This is a genomic window from Ruegeria sp. D4 (genome assembly GCF_056534475.1).
This window is the reverse complement of sequence record NZ_JBQFPJ010000009.1, coordinates 77,996-103,394: the sequence shown is the minus strand read 5'-3', so window position 1 is coordinate 103,394 and position 25,399 is coordinate 77,996. Positions and strand designations below refer to the sequence as shown.

At 59.9% G+C, this 25,399-nt stretch carries 23 protein-coding genes; 13 read left to right on the top strand and 10 right to left on the bottom strand.

All coding sequences use genetic code 11. The features are described from left to right. Window positions 1-80: 80 nt before the first annotated feature. Genes ACR0MI_RS13820 through ACR0MI_RS13805 form a run of 4 tightly spaced genes read right to left on the bottom strand, consistent with a single transcriptional unit; the run spans window position 81 to window position 3,980 of the window. A complete protein-coding gene (locus ACR0MI_RS13820; RefSeq protein ID WP_170615885.1) occupies window positions 81-839 on the bottom strand; it encodes an SDR family NAD(P)-dependent oxidoreductase in 759 nt (252 codons plus the stop codon). Beyond that, a complete protein-coding gene (locus tag ACR0MI_RS13815) occupies window positions 836-1,768 on the bottom strand; it encodes an SDR family oxidoreductase (RefSeq protein WP_170615887.1) in 933 nt (310 codons plus the stop codon). Before ACR0MI_RS13815 ends, ACR0MI_RS13820 begins: the two co-directional genes overlap by 4 nt. After that, entirely contained in the window at window positions 1,765-2,667 is a 903-nt protein-coding gene (locus ACR0MI_RS13810; RefSeq protein WP_170615889.1) for a bile acid:sodium symporter family protein, read from the bottom strand. Before ACR0MI_RS13810 ends, ACR0MI_RS13815 begins: the two co-directional genes overlap by 4 nt. Next, a complete protein-coding gene (locus ACR0MI_RS13805) occupies window positions 2,664-3,980 on the bottom strand; it encodes an NAD(P)-binding domain-containing protein (protein WP_170615891.1) in 1,317 nt (438 codons plus the stop codon). Before ACR0MI_RS13805 ends, ACR0MI_RS13810 begins: the two co-directional genes overlap by 4 nt. A gap of 64 nt (window positions 3,981-4,044) precedes the next feature. Between ACR0MI_RS13805 and ACR0MI_RS13800 the strand changes: the two genes are divergently transcribed. Then, entirely contained in the window at window positions 4,045-4,707 is a 663-nt protein-coding gene (locus ACR0MI_RS13800; RefSeq protein ID WP_170615893.1) for a TetR/AcrR family transcriptional regulator, read from the top strand. 244 nt (window positions 4,708-4,951) lie between these two features. On the opposite strand, the gene ACR0MI_RS13795 is transcribed toward ACR0MI_RS13800, so the two are convergent. Further along, a complete protein-coding gene (locus ACR0MI_RS13795) occupies window positions 4,952-5,554 on the bottom strand; it encodes a pyridoxamine 5'-phosphate oxidase family protein (protein WP_170615894.1) in 603 nt (200 codons plus the stop codon). Window positions 5,555-5,565: 11 nt separating this feature from the next. After that, window positions 5,566-6,030, bottom strand: coding sequence for a nuclear transport factor 2 family protein (locus ACR0MI_RS13790; RefSeq protein ID WP_170817210.1), 465 nt, complete (start codon window positions 6,028-6,030; stop codon window positions 5,566-5,568). A 300-nt stretch (window positions 6,031-6,330) separates the two neighbouring features. Between ACR0MI_RS13790 and ACR0MI_RS13785 the strand changes: the two genes are divergently transcribed. Together ACR0MI_RS13785 and ACR0MI_RS13780 are read left to right on the top strand one after the other, a co-directional pair. Next, on the top strand, window positions 6,331-6,894 hold the full coding sequence (locus tag ACR0MI_RS13785; RefSeq protein WP_170615899.1) for a TetR family transcriptional regulator: 564 nt from the start codon (window positions 6,331-6,333) through the stop codon (window positions 6,892-6,894). A gap of 139 nt (window positions 6,895-7,033) precedes the next feature. Beyond that, the gene (locus ACR0MI_RS13780) at window positions 7,034-8,191 is read left to right on the top strand and encodes an acyl-CoA dehydrogenase family protein (protein WP_170615901.1); all 1,158 of its coding nucleotides are present in this window, start codon (window positions 7,034-7,036) and stop codon (window positions 8,189-8,191) included. Window positions 8,192-8,294: 103 nt separating this feature from the next. Here the strand turns inward: ACR0MI_RS13780 and ACR0MI_RS13775 are convergent, their stop codons facing one another. Beyond that, entirely contained in the window at window positions 8,295-8,819 is a 525-nt protein-coding gene (locus ACR0MI_RS13775) for a GNAT family N-acetyltransferase (protein ID WP_480854635.1), read from the bottom strand. 30 nt (window positions 8,820-8,849) lie between these two features. Then, the gene (locus ACR0MI_RS13770; RefSeq protein ID WP_170615905.1) at window positions 8,850-9,746 is read right to left on the bottom strand and encodes a LysR substrate-binding domain-containing protein; all 897 of its coding nucleotides are present in this window, start codon (window positions 9,744-9,746) and stop codon (window positions 8,850-8,852) included. Window positions 9,747-9,843: 97 nt separating this feature from the next. On the opposite strand from ACR0MI_RS13770, the gene ACR0MI_RS13765 reads away from it, so the two are divergent. From ACR0MI_RS13765 to ACR0MI_RS13750, 4 genes are read left to right on the top strand one after another with little or no spacing between them, the layout of a single operon-like run. After that, window positions 9,844-11,010 (top strand): pyridoxal phosphate-dependent aminotransferase, encoded by a 1,167-nt coding sequence (locus tag ACR0MI_RS13765; RefSeq protein ID WP_170817212.1) that lies wholly within the window; start codon window positions 9,844-9,846, stop codon window positions 11,008-11,010. A 22-nt stretch (window positions 11,011-11,032) separates the two neighbouring features. Continuing rightward, complete coding sequence (locus tag ACR0MI_RS13760; protein ID WP_170817213.1) at window positions 11,033-13,225, top strand: thiamine pyrophosphate-dependent enzyme; 2,193 nt, start codon at window positions 11,033-11,035, stop codon at window positions 13,223-13,225. After that, window positions 13,222-14,256: an ACP S-malonyltransferase gene (locus ACR0MI_RS13755; protein ID WP_170615911.1), complete on the top strand. Its 1,035-nt coding sequence runs from the start codon at window positions 13,222-13,224 to the stop codon at window positions 14,254-14,256. The genes ACR0MI_RS13760 and ACR0MI_RS13755 overlap by 4 nt, the downstream gene beginning before the upstream one ends. Before the next feature lie 39 nt (window positions 14,257-14,295). Beyond that, window positions 14,296-15,567, top strand: a complete 1,272-nt coding sequence (locus ACR0MI_RS13750; protein WP_170615913.1) for an NAD(P)/FAD-dependent oxidoreductase — start codon at window positions 14,296-14,298, stop codon at window positions 15,565-15,567. Between the two features lie 2 nt (window positions 15,568-15,569). On the opposite strand, the gene ACR0MI_RS13745 is transcribed toward ACR0MI_RS13750, so the two are convergent. Next, a complete protein-coding gene (locus tag ACR0MI_RS13745) occupies window positions 15,570-16,271 on the bottom strand; it encodes an SDR family oxidoreductase (protein WP_170615915.1) in 702 nt (233 codons plus the stop codon). Between the two features lie 105 nt (window positions 16,272-16,376). Between ACR0MI_RS13745 and ACR0MI_RS13740 the strand changes: the two genes are divergently transcribed. After that, window positions 16,377-17,228: a LysR substrate-binding domain-containing protein gene (locus ACR0MI_RS13740; RefSeq protein ID WP_170619725.1), complete on the top strand. Its 852-nt coding sequence runs from the start codon at window positions 16,377-16,379 to the stop codon at window positions 17,226-17,228. Here the strand turns inward: ACR0MI_RS13740 and ACR0MI_RS13735 are convergent. Next, the gene (locus tag ACR0MI_RS13735) at window positions 17,219-18,121 is read right to left on the bottom strand and encodes a LysR family transcriptional regulator (protein ID WP_170615919.1); all 903 of its coding nucleotides are present in this window, start codon (window positions 18,119-18,121) and stop codon (window positions 17,219-17,221) included. The two genes, ACR0MI_RS13740 and ACR0MI_RS13735, sit on opposite strands and share 10 nt — an antisense overlap. A gap of 74 nt (window positions 18,122-18,195) precedes the next feature. On the opposite strand from ACR0MI_RS13735, the gene ACR0MI_RS13730 reads away from it, so the two are divergent. The 5 genes from ACR0MI_RS13730 to ACR0MI_RS13710 all read left to right on the top strand — a co-directional run bounded on the left by ACR0MI_RS13730 (window position 18,196) and on the right by ACR0MI_RS13710 (window position 25,372). Continuing rightward, complete coding sequence (locus ACR0MI_RS13730) at window positions 18,196-21,408, top strand: reductive dehalogenase (protein ID WP_170817214.1); 3,213 nt, start codon at window positions 18,196-18,198, stop codon at window positions 21,406-21,408. Window positions 21,409-21,536: 128 nt separating this feature from the next. Further along, window positions 21,537-22,403, top strand: coding sequence for an FAD binding domain-containing protein (locus ACR0MI_RS13725; RefSeq protein ID WP_170615924.1), 867 nt, complete (start codon window positions 21,537-21,539; stop codon window positions 22,401-22,403). Next, a complete protein-coding gene (locus tag ACR0MI_RS13720; RefSeq protein WP_170615926.1) occupies window positions 22,400-22,879 on the top strand; it encodes a (2Fe-2S)-binding protein in 480 nt (159 codons plus the stop codon). Before ACR0MI_RS13725 ends, ACR0MI_RS13720 begins: the two co-directional genes overlap by 4 nt. Next, a complete protein-coding gene (locus ACR0MI_RS13715) occupies window positions 22,879-25,134 on the top strand; it encodes a xanthine dehydrogenase family protein molybdopterin-binding subunit (RefSeq protein ID WP_170615928.1) in 2,256 nt (751 codons plus the stop codon). The genes ACR0MI_RS13720 and ACR0MI_RS13715 overlap by 1 nt, the downstream gene beginning before the upstream one ends. Next, on the top strand, window positions 25,127-25,372 hold the full coding sequence (locus ACR0MI_RS13710; RefSeq protein WP_170615930.1) for a MoaD/ThiS family protein: 246 nt from the start codon (window positions 25,127-25,129) through the stop codon (window positions 25,370-25,372). Before ACR0MI_RS13715 ends, ACR0MI_RS13710 begins: the two co-directional genes overlap by 8 nt. The last annotated feature ends 27 nt before the right edge of the window (window positions 25,373-25,399 follow it).

Below are 25,399 nucleotides of genomic sequence, written 5' to 3'. Positions count from 1 at the left end.
TCCCGACGTAAGTTCTTCCCTGCACATGGGGGTTCCAGTCACGGGAAGGTCAAGGGGTTCGAATGGTTTTTTATCCGAATTCAGGATCCGCGCATGTTCCGTTCCATCAGTCGCTGATACAGGCGCGGCGACAAACTGTTGAGCCACCACGCAAGGCGCGCAACACGCCCGACCGGGATCATGGGCTTGGACCTGTCCAACCCCCGCAGGATGACCTCGGCAGCTTTTTCAGGGCTCATGGCGTCCATTTCATCGGATGCCGAGCCGGGACGCGCCATTCCGTCTGCCTGCGTTTCGGCATTGCCGGCATTGGTGGAAACAAAGGACGGCGCGGCAATATGCACTCTGACGCCGTGCGGCCCCTCTTCGGATCGAAGCGACTTGAAAAACCCTTCAAGCGCATGTTTCGAGGCAGCATAGGCCGTACGGTGATAAAGCGGCGCGAAGCCCGCGACCGACGAGATCGCCAGATGCGTGCCCTGCGTTCTGCGAAGCTCCGGAAGAAACGCGCGCGCCATTGCGACGGCGGCGAAATAGTTGATCTCGAACAGTTTGCGATGGCTGGTGTCGTCGGAAACGTCAAACCCGCGAATCTGGGTGACACCAGCATTGTAGATGACCAGATCGATGCCATCGCTGGATGTGATGGTCTCGAGGACCGCTTCCTGCAACTGCTCGGGTTTCGTCAGGTCGCACCCGATCGGAAGCTGTGTTGGGGTCGCCGTAAGATCTGAAACATTCAGATCCAGCAGGACAACACGCCAGCCCCGCTGCTGAAGCCCCGCCGACAAGGCCCGACCCAGCCCACCTGCGCCGCCGGATATCACCGCCGTTTTCATAGCCCCGCCCATCCTTTCCACAGCGCGAATACCTCGGCGCTGGTCTTTTCCGGGGTGTATCCGAAATCGGTTTTCAGCGCAGTGTTGTCCAGCACCGGGCGGTACTGCAGAAATCGCACCTGTTCCGGTCCGTATCGCGACAGGCCAAGGGGGCGGGCAAGGCTCAGGACTGATCGGATCGCCCACGCAGGCAGGCGCAAAACAGGTTTGTTCAGGAGGTGCGCCAGTTCTGTTATTCCCAGCGCTCCGTCGCCGGCCACGTTGAAGATACCGGCCGGTCCATCTGTCGCCGCACGTTTCAGTATACGCGCCAGATCGCGGGTCCAGATGAAGACAAAGGGACTGTCACTGCCGGACACCGCCAGCAGGCGCGGTTTGTGAAACAGCGCCGTAATCTGATTGTCCGTGCCTTCCCCCAGTACAGTGCCCACGCGCAGGACCACCTGCTCAAGCTGCGGCGCACGTTGACGGGCCTCGGCCAGCATCTCCTCGACCTGCCGTTTGTGGTCGGCATAGGGAAATTCGGCATTGCCACGCAGCGGATCCTTTTCGCGTAGCGGGACGCGGTTATCCGGGTGATAGCCGTAGGCAGCGCCCGACGACGTGACGACCAGCCGCCGAACGCCATTGGCAATTGCAGCGTTCAACACGTTTTTTGTGCCTGTGACATCCACATCAAACGCTTTCTGGCGGCCCATTCCGGGCGGTGGCGTCACAATCGAGGCCAGATGAACGATGACTTCCGGCTTCACTTTCGCGATCACACGTGCCGCTTCTTCGGTGGTTACGTCCAGATGCAGAAACGCGGTGTCTTCAGGTAGGTCGGACGGTCGGTTCAGGTCTGTGGCAAATACAGCAAGGTCTTTGACTTCGGCCAGAAGGGCGCGCCCGACTGTTCCGGCAGCACCGGTAATCAGGATGCGGGTCATCGGGCCGCCTCGGTCCGGGCCATGGCAGTTGCCAGCGCAATCCCCGAGATCGCGTGCCAGATGCCCCAGAAGGCTGCCACAACGGCCATGCCGCCCAATCCATTGAAGAACGCGAATATCAGGACCAGCCCGAGGCCGGAATTCTGAATACCGGTTTCGATCGTTATGGCACGGCGGTCATAGGGGGACAGCCGGGTCAGAGTGGCCACAACCCAACCGCCCCCCAAAGCCAGCGCGTTGTGAATGATCACAAGCCCGGCGACGGCTCCGGCAAAGCCCAGGAAAAAGTCCCAGTTGGCCGCCAGAGCAAGAATGATGAACGCAACGAAGATGCCCATGGACAGGTACTGCAGCGGTGTCCGCAACCGCGCGGTCAGATCCGGCCGGCGCTGGTTCAGCACCATGCCAAGCACCAGAGGCAGGATCAGCATCAGCCCCACGATGATCGCAATCTGCCAGGGGTCGATTGCCGTTCTTTGAAGGATTTCCCGGGTCGGTGGATAAAGCCCGCCCCAAAACGCAATGTTGAACGGGGTCATTGCGATTGCCCCGATCGTGGCGAATGCAGTCATCGATACGGACAGGGCGGCATTGCCGCCAGCACGATGCGTTATGAAGTTAGAGATATTGCCGCCGGGGCAGGCTGCGACAAGGATCAACCCGAGAGCAATCGAAGGACGCGGGGCCGCCAGCCAGACCAGTACAAACGTCAGCGCAGGCAGCACCACGAATTGTGAGGCCAGCCCCACGATCACAGGCTTGGGCGCCCGGCGCAGGCGGTTGAAATCCTGCGGGGTCAGGTCGATGGCAATCGAAAACATCACGATTGCAAGAATGCCATTCAGCAATATCAGAGAGGCAGGGCTGAAGTTTAGGGTGATCTCATCGATGCCGGTCATGGGGTGGCTTTCCTGAGCTTGTCGATCCAGCCGGTGACCGCTTTGCGATAGGTCGCCTTGTCCACGTAATACGCCATGCGGGCGAGATTGAGGTAGTTCATGCCCCCGGTGGCGCGCTCATAGGATTTTTGTTTTGTGGCTTTCAGTTCGGTCGCCGCGGTGCAGCCGCTCTGAATACCTTTTATATAGCGCGCCACCATCTCGGCTTGCTCGTGGCGTCCCTGCCAGCCCAGACCGGTCGCTTCGATCATGCCCAGAACAAACAAGTCGTCGCGGTCCGGGTGCATGGAGTTGAGGTAAAGATGCGGCGCATCGCCCTGCCAGTTCAGCAGATCCGGGTCGATGAACGGGTAATGCAGTTTGTACCCGGTCGCGGCGAGGATCATATCATAGTCTTCGCTGCCGCCATCTGTGAAATGCACAGTTTTGCCGTCGATCTGCTGAATGTCGGGCCGAACGCGCAGATCTCCGTGACCCGCGTGGTACAGCACCAGTGAGTTCACGATTGGATGGCTTTCGTACAGTCTGTAGTCCGGTTTGGGAAAGCCGTATTTCTGCGGATCGCCGACGAACCACCCAAGGATCAGGCTGTCGATCTTGCGCTTCAGCCACATGGGCAGGCGGATCATTCCGCCCATCGTATCAGCTGGCTTCCCAAACACGTACTTCGGAACGAAATAGTACCCGCGCCGCATCGACAGGTCGCAGCGCACGGCATGATGAATGGCGTCCACCGCAATGTCGCAACCCGAGTTTCCTGCGCCCACGATCAGCACGCGTTTGCCATCGAACTGTTGGGGGTACCGGTATTGCGAGGCGTGGATCAGTTCGCCTTCAAAAGTGCCTGCGAACTGCGGCATGTTAGGTTCGGACAGGGTGCCGTTGGCGATCAGAACACCGGCAAACTCGGCCTCATGTTCCCCGTCCTGATCCCGCCAGCAAACGCGCCAGCCATCGCCGGGTGCGCCCAACGGCCTAGCTTTCGTTACCTCGGCATTGAATGTGAAGAACTTGCGCAGATCGAAGTGATCAGCAAAGGCGCGAAAATAATCCCGCATTGCCCGATGCGACGGATATTCGGCGACCCCATCCTCCATCGGGAAGTCGGTAAATTCCGTCATCCGCTTTGACGAGATCAGGTGGGCAGTCTCATACATGGTTGATCTGGGGGCATCAATGTCCCACAGACCACCGACATCCGAATGCAGCTCGAACCCCTGAAATGGAATACCTTGTTCCTTTAGCACCTTGGCCGCAGCCAACCCCATCGGGCCCGCCCCGATGAGGGCGAATGCCTCGCGCTTTTCTGACATGAACTCTCCCCTGTTCGCACGGCTTAAGTTGAACGATCGTACAAAATAAGGCAAGATGATTTTCATGACCGCCAAAGTGACTGAAATAAAACGACAAAGGGCACCATCGAAACGATCGCTGCAGACCCGGGCGCGCATTCTGGACGCGGCCGAGGCGCTGTTTGCCGATCGCGGATTCGAAGGGGCGTCGATCAGGGACATCGCGGCCAAAGCCGGTGTGCAAGTCGGGTTGGTGCATCACCACGGAGGCGGCAAGGAAGAGTTGTTTCACAAGACCGTTGCGCGTCGCGCGGATGAACTGGCCCAAATCCGGCTGGACGCCCTGAACGCGTTGAAAGAAGCTGGTCAGCCAACACTGCGCGGTGTTCTGGACTGCTTCATTCGGCCTTACATTACGTTAGCCGAAACGGGCGGAGCGGGATGGATGGCCTATGGGCGTCTGGTGGCGCATGTGTCTGTGGACCCGCGCTGGCGCGCCATCGCGGCGGAATGCTTCGACCCAACGGCGCGGCGTTTCATTGCGGAAATCGCTGCGCTGTACCCGAAGGTTGATGCCGCTTTGCTGGCCAGCGGGCAGGTGTATTCGGTGTCCTCAGTTCTGGCGCATCTCAACAGTGCATGGCGGGTGGATGCCTTGTCAGAAGGCGGACAACTTGCCGGGACCGACGAACTGATCGATTTTTGCGCGGCAGGGATCGAAGCGCTTGTTCGATCCGCAAACCCCTAGACGGTTCGGCATTACCTGGTTTCAAACTGTATCAGCAGAAGCGAGTTATACGCCGCGGGCGGAGACGTTCGAACCGCTTCGGGCGAGGCAAAGAACCCAAACGAAATCACTGCCAGTGAAAAAACGATGCCAGCTAACAGCGCGCTGGCCAAATTCATTGTTGATCGCATCATTCGGGTAATTCCTTGTTCTAATTCAAGGGTAAGGAGCGTTGTTGACGTCGTGTTCAGGATCGCCCTGCCAATTACTGCCTGAGCTTTTCGTTTTCGGCCTGAAGCTGCGCCAGTTGCTGGCCAAGCGAATTCAGGTGAGGCCGAAGCTCGGCCTCGGTGAAACGAGGGGTGATGTGGCGGGGGCAGTTCCAGTCCAAGGCCTCGACCTTGATGATCACTGCGCGCTCGGCGGGGGCTTCGGCGTTGTCAGGGTAAAGACTGGCGGCTGCGGCTTCGCCTTCGGTGAATTCGACCCGTCCCAGAATCTTCAGACGGCGCTGATTGGCATAATCCATCAGGATCAGGGCAATCCGGTCGTTGCCGTCCAAATTCCCGCGTGAAATGTACTGTTTGTTGCCTGAAAAATCAGCGTATCCAAGGGTTTGCGGCCCCAGCACCTTCAGGAACCCGATCGGACCGCCGCGGAATTGAACATAGGGCCAACCGGTCTCGGATACAGTGGATTGGTAAAAACTATCGCGGGCCTGAATGAATGCCTTTTCAGCCTCTCCGATCAGGTGCCCCTTTTGCGGACCGCTGTCCAGGAACTTGGCATAACTTCGCGCCGAACCCATCCTCTCCTGATGGGCGCGAACGGCGGGGGTGAAGGTCAGTTCGGAAAACGCGCGTGGCATGGGCTGTCCTTTCAGAGACCCAGATCAGACAGGCCGGGATGGTCGTCGGGGCGCTGTCCTGCGGGCCAGTGGAACATGCGTTGTTCTACCGTGATCGGCAGGTCATTCAGCGACGTGTGGCGCGAGGCCATTCGGCCGTCTTCAGCAAATTCCCAGTTTTCGTTGCCATATGACCGGAACCACTGACCGCTGTCGTCGTTCCATTCATAAGCATACCGTACAGCGATGCGATGGTCGCGATAGGTCCATAATTCCTTGATCAAGCGGTACTCAAGCTCCTTGGCCCATTTTCGTGTCAGAAACGCGTGAATCTCGGCGTGGCCGCTCAGGAACTCGGCGCGGTTTCTCCAGCGGCTGTCTTCCGTGTAGGCGGGCGTTACGACGTCCGGGGCGCGGCTGTTCCAGGCGTTTTCCGCCATGCGCACTTTCCGGGTGGCCGTTACATGCGTGAAGGGCGGCAAAGGGGGGCGGTTCATATTACAGGCTTTCAGGTTAAGGCGGCCGTGATCAGCGCCAGAGTCAGAAGAAAGGGAACGTACTGCGGTGAAAATAGGCTGGCACGGCGTCGCATCGTTGAAATCCTTTGGTGTACAGATCGGTCAATCTTGATGATAAGATGTACAGATCGGTACATGTTTTCAAGCCCCTTTTTTCAAAATATTCGACTTCACCCTCCTGACTTTGGTAATAGCGTTATAAAACAATATGTTAATTGTTGTCATTGAAGCCTCTTTAGAAAGTGTATATGTACTGATCAGTGCAATCAGGAGCTAGGAATGCGCCCCAACAAACGTGATGAGCTTGTCCGCAAGGCCTTGGAGGTTTTCTACAGGGACGGTTTTCATGCCACCGGAATGGACAAGCTGGTGGTTGAAACGGGCGTATCCAAAACATCGATGTACAAGCATTTCCGCACCAAGGAGGAGTTGATCCTTGCGGCATTGCGCCTGCGAGATGAAAACTTCCGAAACTGGTTCGTCCGAAGGATTGAAGACCTTTCCGAAACGCCCGCCGGTCAGCTGATCGCCAGTTTCGATGTGCTGAAGGAATGGTTCGAGGAAGACAAATACCGCGGCTGCATGTTCATCAAGGCCGGGGCGGAGTATCAGGAAAAAGACCACCCGATCCACGTTCAGGCGGCCGAGCACAAGCGGTTGCTTCTGGACTACATGACCGATCTGTGCCGCAAGGCCGGGGTTCGTGATCCTGAAAGTCTGGGGTGCCAGCTGCTGCTTTTGCAGGAGGGCGCGATTGTGACGGCGGTTCTTCTAAAAAAATGCGACCCTGCGCAGGATGCAAAGGAGGCGGCGCAGGTTCTGCTGAACCACGCACTGACATGACCGGATTTGATGAGCAGGTCAGACGCCAGACCGCGCAAACGAACGTCGCGTAGCAAGGGTTGAGAACGCGGCGTCACCCGGATTGGAAGAATCCGGGGCCGGGGATAGCATCGGACTATCAAAGACCGGAGAATACGATATGTCGCTTTTCACTTCGACCGCCGCATGGGTCACCGACGAACACCGGATGTTTGCCGAAATGGCCGGCCGGTTCATGGATGACGAGCTTGTCCCGAGCATTGATCGCTGGGTCGATCAAGGGATCGTTGATCGCGCGTTCTGGACGAAAGCGGGCGAGACCGGCCTGATGGCGGGCTCGATTGACGAGGCTTACGGCGGCGTCGGTGGCGGCATGGGGTTCGACTCGGTCACGCTGTACGAACAGGCTTCACGAGGCGATGCCGGATGGGGATTTGGGATTCAGTCCATCGTAACCCATTACATCACCACCTATGGCAGCGAAGATCAGAAACAGAAATGGCTGCCAAAACTGGCCAGCGGCGAGATGGTCGGCGCCATTGCCATGACCGAGCCGGGAACCGGGTCAGACCTGCAGGCGGTGCGAACCACGGCTGATAAGGATGGCAATTCGTACCGGATCAACGGATCCAAGATATTCATCACCAATGGCCAGACAGCCGATCTTGTCCTTGTGGTGGCGAAGACCGACAAATCGCAGGGGTCCAAAGGGGTGTCCCTGATTGCGGTTGAAACCGACGGCGCGGAGGGGTTTCGTCGGGGCCGCAACTTGAAGAAACTGGGTATGAAGGCCAACGACACGGCCGAGCTGTTTTTTGAAGACGTCAAGGTTCCGATGACGAACCTGATCGGCCCGGAAGAGGGGCAGGGCTTTTATCAGTTGATGAAGCAGCTGCCCTGGGAGCGTCTGACCATTGGCATCATGGCACTGGGCGCGATCGACTTCGCCATCGCAGAAACGGTGAAATACACGCAGGAACGAAAAGCCTTTGGCCAGCGCGTGATGGATTTTCAGAACACGCGATTCAAGCTGGCCGAATGCAAGACCAAGGCCGAAGTTCTGCGCAGCTTTGTGAATGACTGTATCGGAAAGCTTGAAGCGAGCGAACTGGATGCGGCCACGGCGTCAATGGTGAAGTACTGGGGCTCCGAGGTTCAGAACGAGGTCATGCATGAATGCCTGCAACTGTTTGGTGGATACGGGTTCATGATGGAGTATCCGATTGCCCGCCTTTATGCGGATGCGCGGGTTCAGATGATCTACGGCGGGACAAATGAGGTGATGAAGGAGCTCATCGCCCGTTCCCTGGACGTCTGAGTCCTGAACGCTCCCGCCAGTCGTCAATGTTCCTTGCGGAACACCTCCTCCTGTTGGGCCGCGCAGCGCGCCGGGGCGCGCTGCGTTCGTGACAGCAGATGGATCAGCCCCACAAAATAGGGTTCATCCACGGATCTGGCAGGTGTAGAACGCCAGACGCCTTTGTCTGGTTCCGGTTGATGTGCAGGGACTGCCACGCCGGGGCCCATTCCGTTGGAATGGGATAGGGCGTGGATACCCGGTCTTCCGCAAGAAACCCAAAACGGCTGTAATACTGCGGATCACCAAGCACATAGACCTGCTGGTTCCCGAGTGTCTCAAGCTTGCTGATGCCTGCGTTGACCAGCCGTGTGCCAATCCCCTGTCGCTGAAGGTCCGATGAAACGGCAAGCGGCCCCAACAGGGCCCCCGGTGCCGGGTCGTTTTCTGTCCGGCAGGTGGTGAAAAGGACATGGGCCACCAGCCGATCACCGATGAACCCACCCAGTGACAGGATATCCTTTTCCAGCGTCAGAAGTTCCGCGACCAGCGGTGTCAGATCTTCGTCCGGGAACGCTTCAGGGTACAATTCCAGAATCTGTGCCCGATCTGATGCGCCCGTTTCGCGAATGGTGATCTTGTCGTCCAATTCGGCCTCCTTTGACAGCGGTCCAGCCGCTTAATCCGGTGGTGTTGCGACCTGCCCCTCAAGCCAGGTGCGGAAAGAAACAAGCGGTGTTGCGGCAGGTCGGTGCTGCGGCCACACCAGGTAATAGTCACCCAGGCTGACCGGCGGACCCTGCCACGCCAGCGACAGTCTGCCTTTCCTGAGATCCTCGGCAACCAGATAGCTGGGAAGCAGTGCGACACCCAGCCTGTGGATTGTGGCCTGAATCATGGTTGAGAACTGATCGAACATCATTCCGGTCAAGCCTTTGACGGGGTGTCCCTGTATCGCGAACCATTGCTCCCACGCGTCCGGGCGGGTTTCGATGTGCAGCAATGGGGCCGATGTCAGCCATTCAATATCGCCTTGATTCTTTGGCAGAAGATCCGGGGCGCAGACAGGCAGAATGTCTTCCCGCATGATGGGCAGGTAATTGACGCCGGGCCAGTCCCGTTGTCCGAAATGGATGGCGGCATCGAAATGCTCGGTCTGGAAGTCAAACGGTCTGAGGCGGGTATTCAGGTTCACGGTCACTTCGGGGTGACGGCGTGCAAAATCCTGAAGCCGGGGGGCCAGCCAATGCATGCCAAACGCGGGCAGAATGGACAGGCTCAGCGATCCGCCCGTCGGGTTTGCCTTGAGCTTGAGAGAGGCCTGCGCAAGCTGGTGCAGTGCGGTTCGGGCAATCTGGACATATTCCTTGGCCGCCGGTGTCAGATGCAGGCGCATCTGGGTGCGCCGGATCAGTTCAACCCCCAGCTGCTCCTCCATGGTTTTGAGCTGACGGCTGATCGCACTTTGCGTCAGCGACAGTTCCTCGGCCGCTGCCGAGGCGCTGCCGAGGCGATCAACCGCTTCCAGCGCCAGCAACGACGGGATCGAAGGCAGAAAACGGCGCGGCGCAATCATATAACGAATCCTCATACCTTTCGGATGGAATATCACTGGCATTGCGAAGCTGCTAGCCCGATACAGGGCAGGCTGATGGGTAACAGGAATCTGGCAAATGGGCAGTCTAGAAACAGTGGCCGAGTTTAACCGGGCCGAGCGGCTCGACGGGATAGAGCTTTCGGAAATCGTTCAGATCTCCGAACATGCGGCGCGTCTTCGGGCCGAGGGCGTGGATGTGATCGCGCTCAGCACTGGAGAACCCGACTTTCCCACGCCGCCGCACGTGGTCGAGGCCGCGCATCTTGCTGCTGTTCAGGGTCAGACGCGATACCCGGCCACGGGGGGAACACCGGCCCTGCGCGCGGCGATTGCAGGCCAAGCGGGGGTCGGGCCCGCGAATGTCATCGTGTCGACAGGTGCCAAGCAGGTTTTGTCCGGCGCGCTGATGACAACCCTGAACCCGGGCGATGAAGTTATCACCGCGGCGCCGTTCTGGACCAGCTATGCAGACATGGTCAGGCTGGCGGGCGGTGTGCCTGTGGTGTTGGAGTGCCCGAAACAGCAAGGTTTCAAACTCTTGCCCGCACAGTTGGAGGCGGCGATCACGCCGCGCACGCGCTGGCTGCTGCTCAATACGCCGTCAAACCCGACGGGAGCAGTCTATTCCAAGGCGGAATTGCAGGCTTTGGGCGCGGTGTTGCAACGTCATCCGCAGGTCTGGGTCATTGCCGACGAGATTTATCAGCATTTGTCCTATGTGCCGTTTTCCCCGTTTGTCGAGGCCTTGCCCGAGCTTCCGCACCGGACGCTGACTGTAAACGGCGTGTCCAAAGCCTATTCGATGACCGGTTGGAGGATCGGCTGGGGTATTGGGCCTGAACCCTTGATCAAGGCGATGATCGCGGTGCAGGGGCAGATCACTTCGGGTGCGTGTTCGGTCGCGCAGGCTGCGGCTTTGGCTGCGATTACCAGACCGCAGGATTTGTTGGTGGACCGGCGCACCGAAATGCAGGCGCGCCGTGATCTGGTGGTCCGTGGTCTGAATGCGGCGGGGATGAAATGTGCGGTGCCGGACGGGGCTTTTTATGTGTTCCCCGAAACTCCACCTAAAATGCCGGTCGATCACGAATTTTGCCGTTACCTGCTGGAGGAAGCAGGTGTCGCGCTGGTGCCGGGGCGGGCCTTCGGGATGCCGGGGCATCTGCGGCTTTCTTTTGCTTATGCCACCGAAAGCCTGCAACAAGGGCTGAGCCGCATCGCGGCCGCCGTCGAAAAGATTTGAATTCAAAGACCGGGGATTTGCAATGGACCGCGCCCAGAACGTTCACGACAACTTCCTGACCCGCGTCGCCCGTCGCGACTTGCCCGAAGGCGCGCCGCCGCATCCGGGGCTAAGCGGGCCCGAGGCTGTCTCGCTCTACCGATCGCAGGTTCTCAGCCGTGCGCTGGACCGGACAAGCCGGGCGATGCAGAAGGCAGGTCAAGGGTTTTATACCATCGGTTCTTCAGGGCACGAAGGCATGGCGGCCGTGGCCCACGCGCTTCGGCCGACCGACATTGCCTTTCTGCACTACCGCGATGCCGCGTTTCAGATTGCGCGGGCTGAACAGGTCCCTGGTCAGCAGATCGCCTGGGACATGCTTCTCAGCTTTGCCTGCTCGAAAGAGGATCCGACGTCAGGCGGCCGGCACAAGGTGCTGGGATCCCGGGCGCTGATGATACCGCCGCAAACCTCGACCATTGCCAGTCATTTGCCCAAGGCCGTGGGCGCGGCCTATTCGCTGGGTGCCGCCCGGCGTCATGACCCCGAGCATCGGGACCTGCCCGCAGACGGGATCGCCATGTGTTCCTTCGGTGATGCGTCGGCCAATCACTCGACTGCACAGGGTGCAATCAACACGGCCGGCTGGACCAGTGTGCAGTCAACGCCGCTGCCCTTGTTGTTTGTCTGCGAGGACAACGGCATCGGTATTTCGGTGAAGACGCCAAAAGGCTGGATTCAGGCCTCGATGGAGCATCGGCCGGGCATCAAGTACTTCCAGGCCAACGGGCTGGATATTTTCGAAACCTTTGCCGTGGCACAGGAGGCCGCCGAATATGTCCGGACGCGCCGCAAGCCCGCTTTCCTGCATCTGAAAACAGTTCGTCTTTATGGCCATGCGGGGGCGGATGTGCCGACAACCTATCTCAGCAAATCCGAGGTCGAGGCCGATGAAGCCAACGATCCCTTGCTGCATACCGTTCGCCTGCTGGATCAGGCCGGGGCCATGACGCCGGACGAGGCATTGAAAATCTATAACCAGACCTGCGCCCGTACTGACCGGATCGCCGCCGAGGCCGCGACCCGCCCGCATCTGACCAGTGCCGAAGACGTTGTGGCCAGCCTGGTCCCACCAAAACGCGTCTGCAAACCCACAAACGGCCCCAGCGCCGGTGCGCGATCCACGGCGTTTGGCGGTGACATGCGGGCAATGGATGAACCGCAACCGATGAGTCGCCTGATCAACTGGGCGCTGACCGATCTGATGCTGGAACATCGCGAGATCGTCTGCATGGGCGAAGATGTCGGGCGCAAGGGCGGTGTCTATGGCGTAACCCAGAAGCTGCAGCAACGGTTCGGGCCGGATCGGGTCATCGACACCCTTCTGGACGAGCAATCCATCCTGGGGCTGGCGATCGGAATGGGGCACAACGGGTTCATTCCGATCCCGGAAATTCAGTTCCTCGCCTATCTGCACAACGCCGAGGATCAGATCCGGGGCGAGGCGGCGACTCTGCCGTTTTTCTCGAACGGGCAGTTCTCGAACCCGATGGTTCTGCGGATTGCGGGCCTTGGATATCAGAAAGGCTTTGGGGGGCATTTCCACAACGACAACTCGCTGGCAGTGTTGCGGGACATACCGGGTGTGATCATTGCCTGCCCGTCGAACGGAGTGGATGCAGCGAAAATGTTGCGCGAGTGTGCCCGTCTGGCCCGGGAAGAGCAACGGGTGGTGGTGTTCCTGGAACCCATCGCGCTGTATCCGATGCGGGATCTGCATGCACCGCAGGATGGCGGTTGGATGACGACCTATCCTTCGCCCGAACAGAGAATTGCGTTGGGGGATGTGGGCGTGCATGGCGCAGGAACCGATCTTGCGATCGTGACCTATGGCAACGGACATTACCTGTCGCGGCAGGCTTTGCCCGAACTGGAGGCCGCAGGGCTGAGCGTGCGTGTCATCGATATGCGCTGGCTGGCCCCCCTGCCGGAAGACGCGTTGCGGCAGGCTACCAAACCGTGCCGGCATGTGTTGATCGTGGACGAATGCCGCAGGACCGGAAGCCAGTCCGAGGCGCTGATGACGTTCTTTTGCGAAGAAAGTGACGGGATACCAACCGCCCGCATCGTGGCCGAAGATTGTTTCATAGCGACGGGCCCCGCCTATGCCGCGCCGCTGCCGTCCAAAGATGGTATCGTCGCCTCTGCACTGAAGCTGACCGGAGTGCAGCCATGACCCGAACCGCCGTTGTGATCTGCCCCGGACGGGGTACCTATAACAAGCCCGAACTGGGTTATCTGCACCGACACCATTCGGATCGGATGAACATGTTCGCCGCGTTTGATGCCATTCGCGCCGAAGCGGGTCAGGAAGGTGTCACGGCGCTGGATGGCGCTCAGCGCTATATGGTCGGCAAGTACTCCAGAGGCGATGTGGCCTCACCCCTGATTTATGCGGCGTCGCTTGCGGATGCTCAGTCGCTTTCGGACGATATCGAAATTGTGGCCGTTACCGGCAATTCGATGGGGTGGTATATCGCACTGGCCGCCGCGCGCGCGTTGAGTACGCGAGATGGGTTCCGGGTGGTTAACACGATGGGAACCCTCATGCAGGAACAGCTGATTGGTGGTCAGCTGGTATATCCGTTTGTGGGTGACGATTGGGTGAACGATCCTGCACGGAAGGCTGAGTTGCTGGCAGATGTGGCGAGAATTGATGCGTTAAACGGACACGCTCTGGCACTCTCCATTGATCTGGGTGGGATGCTTGTGCTGGCGGGTAACGAGGACGGGCTGAAAGCGTTTGAGCAGTCGCAGCCGGTGGTGCAGGAACGGTTTCCTATGCGACTGGCAAATCACGCGGCGTTCCATACCGGGCTTCAGGCACCGGTTGCAGCTAGGGGCCGTGCCCTGCTTGGCCAGGAACTGTTCGCTCAGCCGGATCTGCCGCTGATCGACGGACGCGGCAAGATCTGGTGGCCCGGCGCAACCGACACAGAGGCGCTTTGGGACTACACGCTGGGGCATCAGGTCACGGAAACCTATGACTTTTCACGTGCCGTGCAGACCGCCGCGCGCGAGTTTGCCCCCGATCTGTTCATTGTCACCGGGCCGGGCGCAACGCTTGGTGGCGCGGTCGCGCAATCACTGGTTCTGGCAAATTGGCAGGGCATGGCCGACAAGGCTGCGTTTCAGGGCCGACAGGAGGCAGAGCCCCTTTTGATTGCCATGGGTCGCGACGATCAGAGAATGCTGGTAACCGGCTGATACACCGATGAGGACTGGTGCGAATCCGAGGGCGTCGAGTTGAGCGATCATGAAAAGCCATTGTGGCTGAATACCAGCCGCGAGCATGTGGACAGCACCCGGCTGACTGCCGATCTGACCGTGGATCTGGCGATAATCGGCGGGGGGTACACCGGCTGTTCCGCTGCCCTGACGGCCGCCAAAGCAGGCGCATCGGTCTGTCTGCTCGAGGCGCAGGAGATCGGGCACGGCGGATCGGGGCGCAATGTGGGGCTGTCCAATGCGGGCCTATGGCTGCCTCCGGACGACATCCGCGCGTATCTCGGTAAGGCGGAAGGCGACCGACTGATTGACCTGTTGGCCGGGGCTCCGGACGAAGTCTTTCGCCTGATCGGGCAACACGGAATTGACTGTGCGCCGGTCAGGAACGGGACATTGCATTGCGCACATTCCCCGGCAGGCAATCAGGACATTGCGAAACGCCATGCGCAGCTCCGCGCATCCGGCGCGCCGGTCGAGCTGTTGACTGCCGAGGATACCAGTAGACGTACCGGCAGTTCCGCGTTTCACGGTGCGCTTTTTGACCCCCGAGCGGGAACCATCCAGCCGCTATCTTATGTTCAGGGGCTTGCCCGGGCCGCAATCGCGGCCGGGGCGCGGGTGTTCACGAACAGCCCCGTGCGTTCGTTGACACAGAACGAGGGCGGCTGGTCACTGATCACGGAAGGCGGAGTTGTTCGGGCCAAGGCGCTCATTCAGGCGACAAATGCCTATCACTGCGACCTGCAGGAAACCGCGCCTGCCTACGTGCCGGTCTACTACTTCCAATATGCAACGCAGCCTTTGCCGGATGGTGTGCGCGACACCATCCTTGCGGGCGGCGAAGGGTGCTGGGATACCGGCCTGATCATGACATCCTTCAGAACGGATGGCGATGGGCGCTTTATCATCGGCGCAATGGGGGATCTGGGCTACGCCGGGCGGTGGGCTCATTCCGGGTGGGTACGCCGCAAGATGGCCGAGCTTTATCCGCAACTGGCGGACCAACCGCTGACAGATGGCTGGCATGGGCGAATTGCAATGACATCGGATCACATCCCGAAAATCACTCGGCTTGGACCGCGCGCCTTGTCCGCGCACGGCTTTTCCGGGCGCGGCATCGGGCCGGGAACCGTGTTTGGGCGTCTCATGGCCGAAAGCCTTCTGGTGGATGATCCGTCAGTGCTGCCAGTACAGCCTGTGGATGCGCATCGTGAAGGCTGGACAGGATTGCGCCGCGCCTTTTTTGAAACAGGCGCGGCATTGACGCATCTGGTGAAGGCGCGGTTGTGAGGTCAGACGGATCGTGTGATGCCACCGTCGACGCGAATGTTCTGACCCGTGATGTATCCGCCCCCTTCGGATGCCAGCAGGGCAACGACGGACGCGATCTCATCATAGCTGCGACCGTACCTTCCCATGGGTATGCGCGCCCGGAATTCCTCTTTCTCGGGCAAGCTGTCGATAAAGCCGGGCAGGACGTTGTTCATGCGGATATTGTCTGCTGCGTATTTGTCCGAAAACAGTTTTGTAAAGGCCGCCAGCCCAGCCCGGAACACGCCTGAGGTCGGAAAAACCGGATCCGGTTCGAATGCGGCGAAGGTCGAGATGTTGATGATCGATCCGCCGCCCTGCGCCTGCATGATTGGTGTGACCAGCCGTGTCGGGCGGACAGCATTCATGAAATAGACGTCCATTCCGGTGTGCCAGTCCTCGTCCGTCAGTTCCAGAACAGGCGCGCGCGGTCCGTGTCCGGCGGAATTGACCAGCACGTCAATGCGGCCCCATTGCGCCATGGACGTATCAACCAGCCTTTGCAGATCGTCATTGGACTGGTTCGATCCGGTGACACCGACGCCGCCCAACTCATCCGCCAGCGCCTCGCCCTTGCCGGATGAGGACAGGATGCCGACCTTGAGGCCATCCGCCGCCAGCCGCCGGGCCGCATCCGCTCCCATGCCGCTGCCGCCTGCCGTGATCAGAGCCACTTTTGCCATTTCTTCTCTCCGATTGAATGTCTGGATTGAATGTGCAGGTTGCGGCCGGGTTTGACCAATCAGTTCTTCTGCCATAAAACAGTAGAAAATCTACTGGTTATTGCGATGGCCGCTCTACCTCCGTTGAATGCATTGCGGGCTTTTGAAGCTTCGGCACGACACCTGAACTTTCGACGCGCCGCTGACGAACTGGGCGTTACACAAGGCGCGGTCGCGCAGCAGGTGCGCGGGTTGGAGGCGCGGTTGGCGGAAAAACTGTTCGACCGAATGCCCCGCGGGCTGCGCCTTACCGAAGCGGGGCGGCGGTTTCACGCACCGCTGCAACGGGCCTTCCAGCTTATCGAAGAGGCCGTCGATGACCTGGCCGGCACAAGACAGATCACCATTTCGGTTACACCCAGCTTCGCGTCGAAATGGCTGGTCCCGCGCCTGAACACATTCACGGACCTGCACCCCGACATCTCGGTTCAGGTAGACGCCCGCGAGCGGTTGGCAGATTTCCGGACCGACAATGTGGACATCGCCGTCAGGCAAGGTCGCGCACCTTTCGGACCCGGGCTGGTCGTAACACCCCTGTTTTCGACCGAGTTCGTCGCCGTTTGCAGTCCGGACCTGGCAGGGAATGTGCGGGCTGCACGTGATCTTCTGGGCCAGGTCCTGCTGAACGATACGCACGGACTCTGGCCGCTTTTTCTTGAGCGTGTCGGAGTAACCGGCAAACCCCGGATGATGAGTTTCAGCCAGACCAGCCTTGCCATCGATGCGGCGATGTCGGGGCAGGGGATCGCGCTGGCAAACGCGCCGCTGGTAGAGAGGGAACTGGAATCCGGTCGTCTTGTGCAAGCACTGCCGGATGTTCTGATCGGGGATCTGGGGTTTCACGTCGTAGCGCCTGCCAAACCACGACAGCCAGAACTGGTCGGGTTGGTTCGCGACTGGCTGTTGTCTCAGACCTGAAGCTTTGCAGCAACCGCTTCGATCCGGTTTCGCAGCCACCGATGCGCGGGGTCGTTGGTCGATCGTTGGTGCCAGACCATGTAGATCGAAACAGGGTCACAGTTGAACGGAAGCGGCGCGCAATCAAGCGAAGACAACGGCCCCTGCTTCATCAGCGCCGTGTCGGTCGAGATCAGATCGCTGCCTTTCACGAAAGATGGAATAGCGTTGAAATGCGGCAGGGCCACGGTGGGTGGCCTGATCTGCGACTGATCAACGCCGCGCATCACCGCGCGTGAACTGCGCCCATCGGCAAACCGCACTTCGACATGTTCCGCCTGACAATAGCTGGGCCAGCTGTCCGGGGGCGTTCGCATCGCGCTGTCATAGAAAATCATAAGCGGGCTGGTGATCAACAGCTTCTGAATGATGTCCGGCCCGTCCGGCGGCAGAGGCGTCAGCATCAGTTGGCACCTGTCACCGCGCAGCAGGTCGGGGTCGGGTACACCTGACGGAATAAAACCAAGTTCAACGCGAATGCCGTCCGCGCGGCTGGCGCGCAGCAGCTCGGGAAAGATCAGCTCGCGCGGCATGTCGTTGGTGGCGATCCCGAACGCCATTTCTTCGGACAAGGGATCGAATGGGCGCTCGTGGGTCAGGGCCCGCATGTCGTCGAGCAGCGTCTGAACCGGCTCTTTCAGGGACAAGGCGCGCTCGGTCGGGGTCAGGCCCTGACCTGAACGAATGAACAGCGGATCGTTCAACACCAGTCTCAGCTTCGCCAGTGTATGACTGATTGCGGATTGCGTAACGCCAAGCCGGTCGGCCGCCTTCGAGACCGAGCTTTCCTCGAGTATCGTCAGGAAGATGCGCAGCACCTTGCCATCCAAATCAGTAAAATCAGTTTTGCTCATACAATCTATGATTATTCATGAATGGATTTGCTGTCCACGGCAGGATAGGCAGCTTTCAGATCAGGAGGCGCGAAATGGGAATACGCTTTTTCTCGGACAAGAACCGACCCGTCCACATGGGGGCGTACCCGATGGAGCGGTTGGCTCGGCAGGACAACCTTCCGGATCTGTCGCTTGTGCCGCCGATGAAAGAGCTCAGCTTTCACCGCCCCGACCAGCCTGAAAGCATCGTAAACGCGATGGGCGAATTTCAGGCCATGATGGATGCAATCCGTGACGGGTTCGTGAACCCCGCGATTGCGGGAATCCCGGACAGCCCGTCGGAGCGCGCCAATCATCTGAAGGCGTTTGGTTATTTCAATGATGCATCGATGATCGGATGCGGACCGCTGCCGACTGAGGCGCTGTTGCCCGAACCCCGGAGAAATCGCGACATCGACCGGCTGGCCCACGCCCTGAGAACGCGCCAGACCAAGACGCTGGCCTCGGGCATCGATGTGATCATGGCGGATCTGAAGGAAAGCATGGAGGCGGAGACCGGCTCGATAGACGCCCACCGACACGCGATTGTTTTCCTGTACGAACATCATCGCGACCCGGACGCGGATGAGCCGGGGACAGAGTGGATCAGGGATGCACAGGACCATCGTGCCTGCCTTTTGGCGACCGAAAACGCGGCGGTGATTGCCAACTATATCCGATTGCTCGGGTTCGATGCGCGGGCGCATACGGTCATGTCGTCCGAGGTGGATCTGAACAGGCTGGCCGTTGCCGCGGGGCTGGTCACGGCCGAGGGCGGCGCGCTTGTCGCCCCCTGGCTTGGCAAACGGTTCGGGTTGGCTGCAATCACCACCGAGATGGAGATCGCCCATGACAGGCCCCTGAAGCCCATGGCGCAGCAGCCGTGGTTCAAAACTCAGGGTCCTGCGTGGTGGCTGGGTGCAGGTTTTGCCAAAAGTGCGCTGAACCGTGACCCCTATGCCAAGCGGCGCTATGTGGATGGCGCGCATCCGTTCGAAAAGCTGACGCGTGTCGACGATCCAACCACATACATTGACGAGGAAAACGTGGCCCGTGTGCCGAAACGGGCGGACATGTTTGCCCGCGCGCAATTCGGAGATATGGGCAAGCCCCTGCAAGACGCGGCCAAAGGCGGGCACTACGTCCGCAAATCCGCGCCCAGCTTCGCACAAAGGCGCGCGCTGGGTGCCTTCGTTCTGTTGCAGGATGGCGACAGCGCCGACGGGCGCAAGCCAACAGATGCGCAGCGGAACGCCGCGAACATCAAGGCGGCGTCCTACTTTCTGGGGGTTGATGCTGTCGGTCTAAGCCGGTGCCCGGAATGGGCCTGGTATTCCCACGACGCAACCGGCGAAGCCATCGATTCGCCCCATGATCAGGCCGTCAGCATGATCATTGATCAGGGATATGAGACGATGGAGGGCGCCAGCGGTGACGATTGGATCAGCGTCGCCCAGTCCATGCGTGCGTATCTTAGATTTTCCTTACTGGGCGGAGTGATTGCCCAGCAAATCCGCAATCTGGGCTACAAGGCCAAGGCGCATACGGTGATGGATGGCGAAGTGCTGCAGCCACCACTGCTGTTGCTGTCCGGGTTGGGCGAAGTCAGCCGCATTGGCGAGGTGATCCTGAACCCCTATCTGGGGCCGCGTCTGAAATCGGGCGTGGTAACGACAGATATGCCGATGAGCCACGACAAGCCCATCGACTTTGGCCTGCAAAGCTTTTGCGAGTCCTGTAACAAATGCGCGCGCGAATGTCCCTCGGGGGCGATCACTGCCGGACCGAAACTGATGTTCAACGGCTATGAAATCTGGAAGTCCGACAGCCAGAAATGCGCCACCTATCGGATCACGACACCGGGCGGGTCCATGTGCGGGCGGTGCATGAAAACCTGCCCTTGGAACCTTGAAGGCCTGTTCAGCGAACGCCCTTTCCGCTGGGCAGCGATGAACATCCCATCCGTCGCACCCGTGTTGGCGCGATTGGACGACGCGGTCGGAAATGGCGGTTTGAACGACACCAAGAAATGGTGGTGGGATATCGAGTTGCAGGCGGACGGGGCCTATCGCCCTTCGACCCATCCCCTGAACCGGCGTGACCTGCAAAAGGATCTGGACCTGAAATACGAGGATCAGACGCTGGCCGTCTACCCGGCTTACCTGGCCCCGCACCCATGGCCCTATCCGTTCGCGATGGACCGCGAGGCCGGGATCGCCGCCTATGAGGCTCTGGTTTCGGCAGACGAGTACAAGGCGCGCAAAGCTGCCGGGGATATGAGCGTGGTTCACCGCTATCAGATCGCCGGAGACGCACCGGTGATGCGGGTTGAACTGACCAGGGTCGACAAGTTGTCTTCTGATGTCACGAAATACGAATTCTCGGCCATGGATGGTGCGCCGTTGCCGGACTGGACTGCCGGCGCACATCTGGATGTATTGGTCGCCCCGGAATTTCTGCGTCAGTATTCCATGTCGGGCGATCCTGCTGACCGGACTACGTATCAGATCGGCGTCCTGCGCGAAGATGAAGGGCGCGGCGGTTCGGCGCTGTTGCACCGTATCTTCGGCAAGGGGCGCAAGGTATTCATTTCAAAACCCATCAATCACTTTGAACTGGATGAGACTGCCAGCAAGACGTTCCTGATGGGCGGCGGTATCGGCATCACCCCGATGATTGCCTTTGCGCACAGGCTTCACGCGCTGGGCAGAGACTTCGAGCTGCACTATTCCGCCAGTACGCGGGCGGACGCTGGTTACCTGCAGGACCTTGCCGCAGCGCCCTGGGGCGATCATGTGCACTACCATTTTTCAGACGAAAACACCCGGGCCGATCTGGATGTCATCCTGTCTGATTATCAGGAAGGATGGCACGTTTATACCTGCGGTCCGGATCGATATATGGACGGCGTGATACAAGCGGCAGAACGACAGGGTTTTCCCGAAGACGCCCGGCATCTGGAGTATTTCTCGGTTCCCGAGCAACCCGAATACGAAAACCATCCGTTCATTCTGAAGCTAGCAAAGTCAGGCAGGGAGCTGACCGTCCCATCGGACAAGGATGCCGCGCAGGTTCTGAATGAGGCGGGAATTCATGTGGATGTGAAATGCGCCGACGGCATTTGCGGGGTCTGCAAATGCGGGGTTATCTCGGGCGAAATTGAGCATCGTGATTTTGTGTTGTCGAACCGGCAGCGCGAAGGAGCTATCATTTTATGCCAAAGCCGCGCCGCGAATGCGGATGGCGTGATCGAGATTGACCTCTGACAATTGTTCAAAAACGACTTTGGGAAACCTAAATTTTGGTCGTTCCGGCCATGGACGCCACCTGGTTGCTGCACTAACGTCCCGTTCAAACCCCAGTTAATCCTGATCCACAGGTGCGAGGTAAACAAATGGACTATCACAGCCCCAACAGTTTCGAAGAAGCTTCGGCGCTGGCAGCGAATGCAACGGGCACGACCCGGTTTCTTGCAGGCGGCACCGACGTACTGGTGCAATTGCGTTCGGAACTGGTGACCCCCGATACACTGATCGACGTGAAAAAAATCAATGGGGTGCGGGACATCACCCGAAACGCCGATGGCAGTTGGACCCTGGGCGTCGCCGCCACCGGTGCCGAAATGAGCGAGCACCCCGAACTTGGCCGCGACTGGCCCGGCGTGGTCGAGGCAATGGATCTGATCGGCTCCACCCAGGTACAGGGACGCGCGACTTTGACGGGCAACCTGTGCAATGGCTCGCCTGCGGCTGATTCCGTGCCGGCCATGGTAGCGGCCGGTGTCACGGTGACCGTGACCGGTCCTGGCGGCACGCGGGAGGTCGCGGTCGAAGATATTCCTGTTGGCCCCGGAAAGACCTCGCTGACCAAGGGCGAGCTGATTTCCGCAGTGCACATTCCGGCGCGGGGAGACAACGGTGGAGACGCATATCTGCGCTTCATTCCACGTACCGAGATGGACATCGCCGTCGTCGGCGTCGGCGTGAACCTGCGCCTGGATGGTGATAAGATCACCGAGGCGCGTGTTTCGCTGGGTGCGGTGGCCCCGACCGTTCTGCTGGTCGAAGACTGCGCCAGGGCCATCATCGGCACCACTCTGGACGACACCGCGCTTGATGCACTGGCTGCGGCTGCATCCGCCGCCTGTAATCCGATCAACGACAAACGCGGCACAATCGAATTCCGCACCGAAGTTTCGGGTGTTCTGGCAAAGCGCGCCGCAAAAATCGCCTATGCCCGCGCGAAGGGAGAGCAAGCATGAGCAAGTTACACGTATCCACCACCGTGAACGGTGACGCGGTTGAATACCTGTGTGATCCCCGCGAAACCCTGCTGGACTGCCTGCGTGATAAGCTGAACCTGACCGGCGCCAAAGAAGGCTGCGGCACCGGCGATTGCGGCGCGTGCTCGGTCACGGTTGATGGCCGTCTGGTATGCTCGTGCCTGATGCTGGGTGTCGAGGCGGAGGGAAAGCAGATCGAAACCGTCGAAGGTATCGCGGATGGCGATGTTCTGCACCCGCTGCAGAAGAAATTCATCGAATACGCTGCCCTGCAATGTGGCATCTGCACGCCGGGTATTCTGGTTGCGGCGAAGTCCCTGCTGGAAAAGAACCCGAACCCGACCGAGGAGGAGACCCGGTACTGGCTGGCGGGCAACCTGTGCCGCTGCACGGGATATGACAAGATCATTCGTGCCGTGATGGATACGGCAGCTGAGATGCGGGAGGCTTCGTAATGGCACTCGACGATCGGAAATCCGAATTCAATTTCGTGGGTACCCGTCCTGACCGGCCGGATGGTCTGGACAAGGTGACGGGCCGGGCCCGGTTTGGCGCCGATGCTTATGCGCCCGGGATGTTGCACGGCGCGATCCTGCGGTCCCCTCATGCGCACGCGCGGATCGTGAAGATCGACGCATCGAAGGCCGAGGCGCTGAAGGACGTCAAAGCCGTTGTGACCCGGGCCGATTTCGCGGATGTGCCCTTCAAGCCCGGTTTGGAAGGCGAATTCTGGAGCGTGCTGGAAAATGTCATGGCGGGTGAAAAGGCCCTCTATGACGGTCACGCTGTTGCGGCGGTTGCGGCCACGTCGGCTTTGGCTGCGCGCGATGCGCTCAAGCTGATCGAGGTCGAGTACGAAGTGCTGCCCCACGTCACGGATGTGGACAAGGCGATGGCCCCTGATGCGCCGGTAATCCGCGAAGGGGCTGCGGACTATTCCGTGCCCGAAGGGATGCACCCCAACGTCGTGCGCTATCACGAAAGCGGCCATGGCGACGTCGAGGCCGGGTTTGCCGAGGCGGATCTGATCCTGGAAGACAGTTTTGTCACCGAGGCAACGCATCAGGGCTATATCGAACCGCACGCCTGCCTTGGATCTCTGGGCAGTGACGGCAAGGGTGAGCTGTGGTGCTGCACACAAGGCCATTGGTACGCGCAGAAATACTGCGCCACGCTGCTAGGCCTTGAAACGGCGCAGCTGCGGGTGACCGCCTCGGAAATCGGTGGTGGCTTTGGTGGCAAGACCACCGTGTTCATCGAACCGGTTGCATTGGCGCTGAGCCGCAAGGCCAACCGGCCTGTTAAGATCGTAATGAGCCGCTCTGAGGTGTTCCGTGCTACCGGCCCGACCTCGTCCGCGTCGATGGATATCAAAATCGGCATGAAGAAAGACGGCACGATCACGGCGGCCGAAGGTATCTTCCGACTGCAGGGCGGTGCCTTTCCGGGAGCGCCCGGGGATATGACCGCCATGTGCGCTTTTGCGCCCTACAACCTGACCAATGTTCGTCAGGTCGGCTATGACGTTCTGGCCAACCGTCCGAAACAGGCCGCCTATCGCGCCCCCGGCGCACCCATGGGGGCGTTCGCAGTAGAATCCGTGCTGGATGAGCTGTGCAAGAAGCTGGGGCTGGATCCGGTGGACGTGCGTCTGAAGAACGCGGCGCACGAAGGCACCAAAGCCAGTTATGGCCCGACTTACGAACGTATCGGTCTGGTCGAAACGCTTGAGGCAGCCAAGGCCCATCCCCACTATTCGGCGCCGCTGAAACCGGGGCAGGGGCGCGGCATTTCGTGCGGGTTCTGGTTCAATCACGGTGGTGAAACCAGCGTCTCGCTTGCTCTGTCCGAGGACGGCTCGGCCCAGGTTATGGTCGGCACACCCGACATCGGTGGCTCGCGTGCGTCTATGGCCCTGATGGCGGCCGAAGTGCTGGGTATCCCATACGAGAACATTCGTGTCACCGTCGCGGATACGGCGACGCTGGGCTACAATGACGTAAGCCACGGCTCGCGTGTGACCTATGCCAGCGGTCTGGCGACCATCAAGGCAGCCAGAAACGCTGTGGAACGTCTGTGTGAACGCGCGTCGGCCAAATGGGGTATCCCGGTTGACGCGGTGAAATGGGAAAATGGCTGTGCCGTGCCTTCGGGTCCGAACGCAGGCGATTTCGATCCAATGCCGCTGGCCGATATCACTGCCGATATGGGCGCGACCGGTGGCCCGATCTCGGGCCATTTCGAAGCCACTCCGGAAGGGGCGGGCGTGTCATTTGGCACCCACATCGTCGATGCCGAGGTCGATCCGGAAACCGGCAAAACCGCGATCACCCGCTATACGGTCATTCAGGATGCCGGTAAGGCCATCCACCCGACTTATGTGGAAGGTCAGTATCAGGGCGGTGCCGCGCAAGGCATCGGCTGGGCGCTGAATGAGGAGTATATCTACGGCGAGGATGGCCGGTTGCAGAACTCGATTTTCCTCGACTATCGCATTCCTGTGGCCAGTGACCTGCCGATGATCGACACGGTGATTGTCGAAGTGCCCAACCCCGGCCACCCGTTCGGTGTGCGCGGCGTGGGCGAGACCGGCATCGTGCCGCCGCTCGCGGCCATCGCCAACGCTGTCTCCAATGCGGCGGGCGTGCGGATGAAGCAATTGCCAATGTCGCCGCCCCGCATTCTGGCGGCGCTCAAGGACAATGGTTGAGGTCCACCTCTGGTCCGGCCTCCGGTCTCTGACTGGGGGCCAGCAGGTGGTTGAGGTGCAGGCCAAAACCACCGGCGAGCTGCTGCGCGAACTTGTTCGCGCGCATCCGCAATTGCAGGCACCGATTGATGCCGGGGTATCAATCGCCATCGATGGCCGTGTTATCGCCTCGGGATTGACCGAACCGATCCCGGAAGGCAGCGAGATTTACCTGATGCAACGCCTGCGTGGCGGCTGAGCGAGGTTGACCCGGAAGGGGCAACGA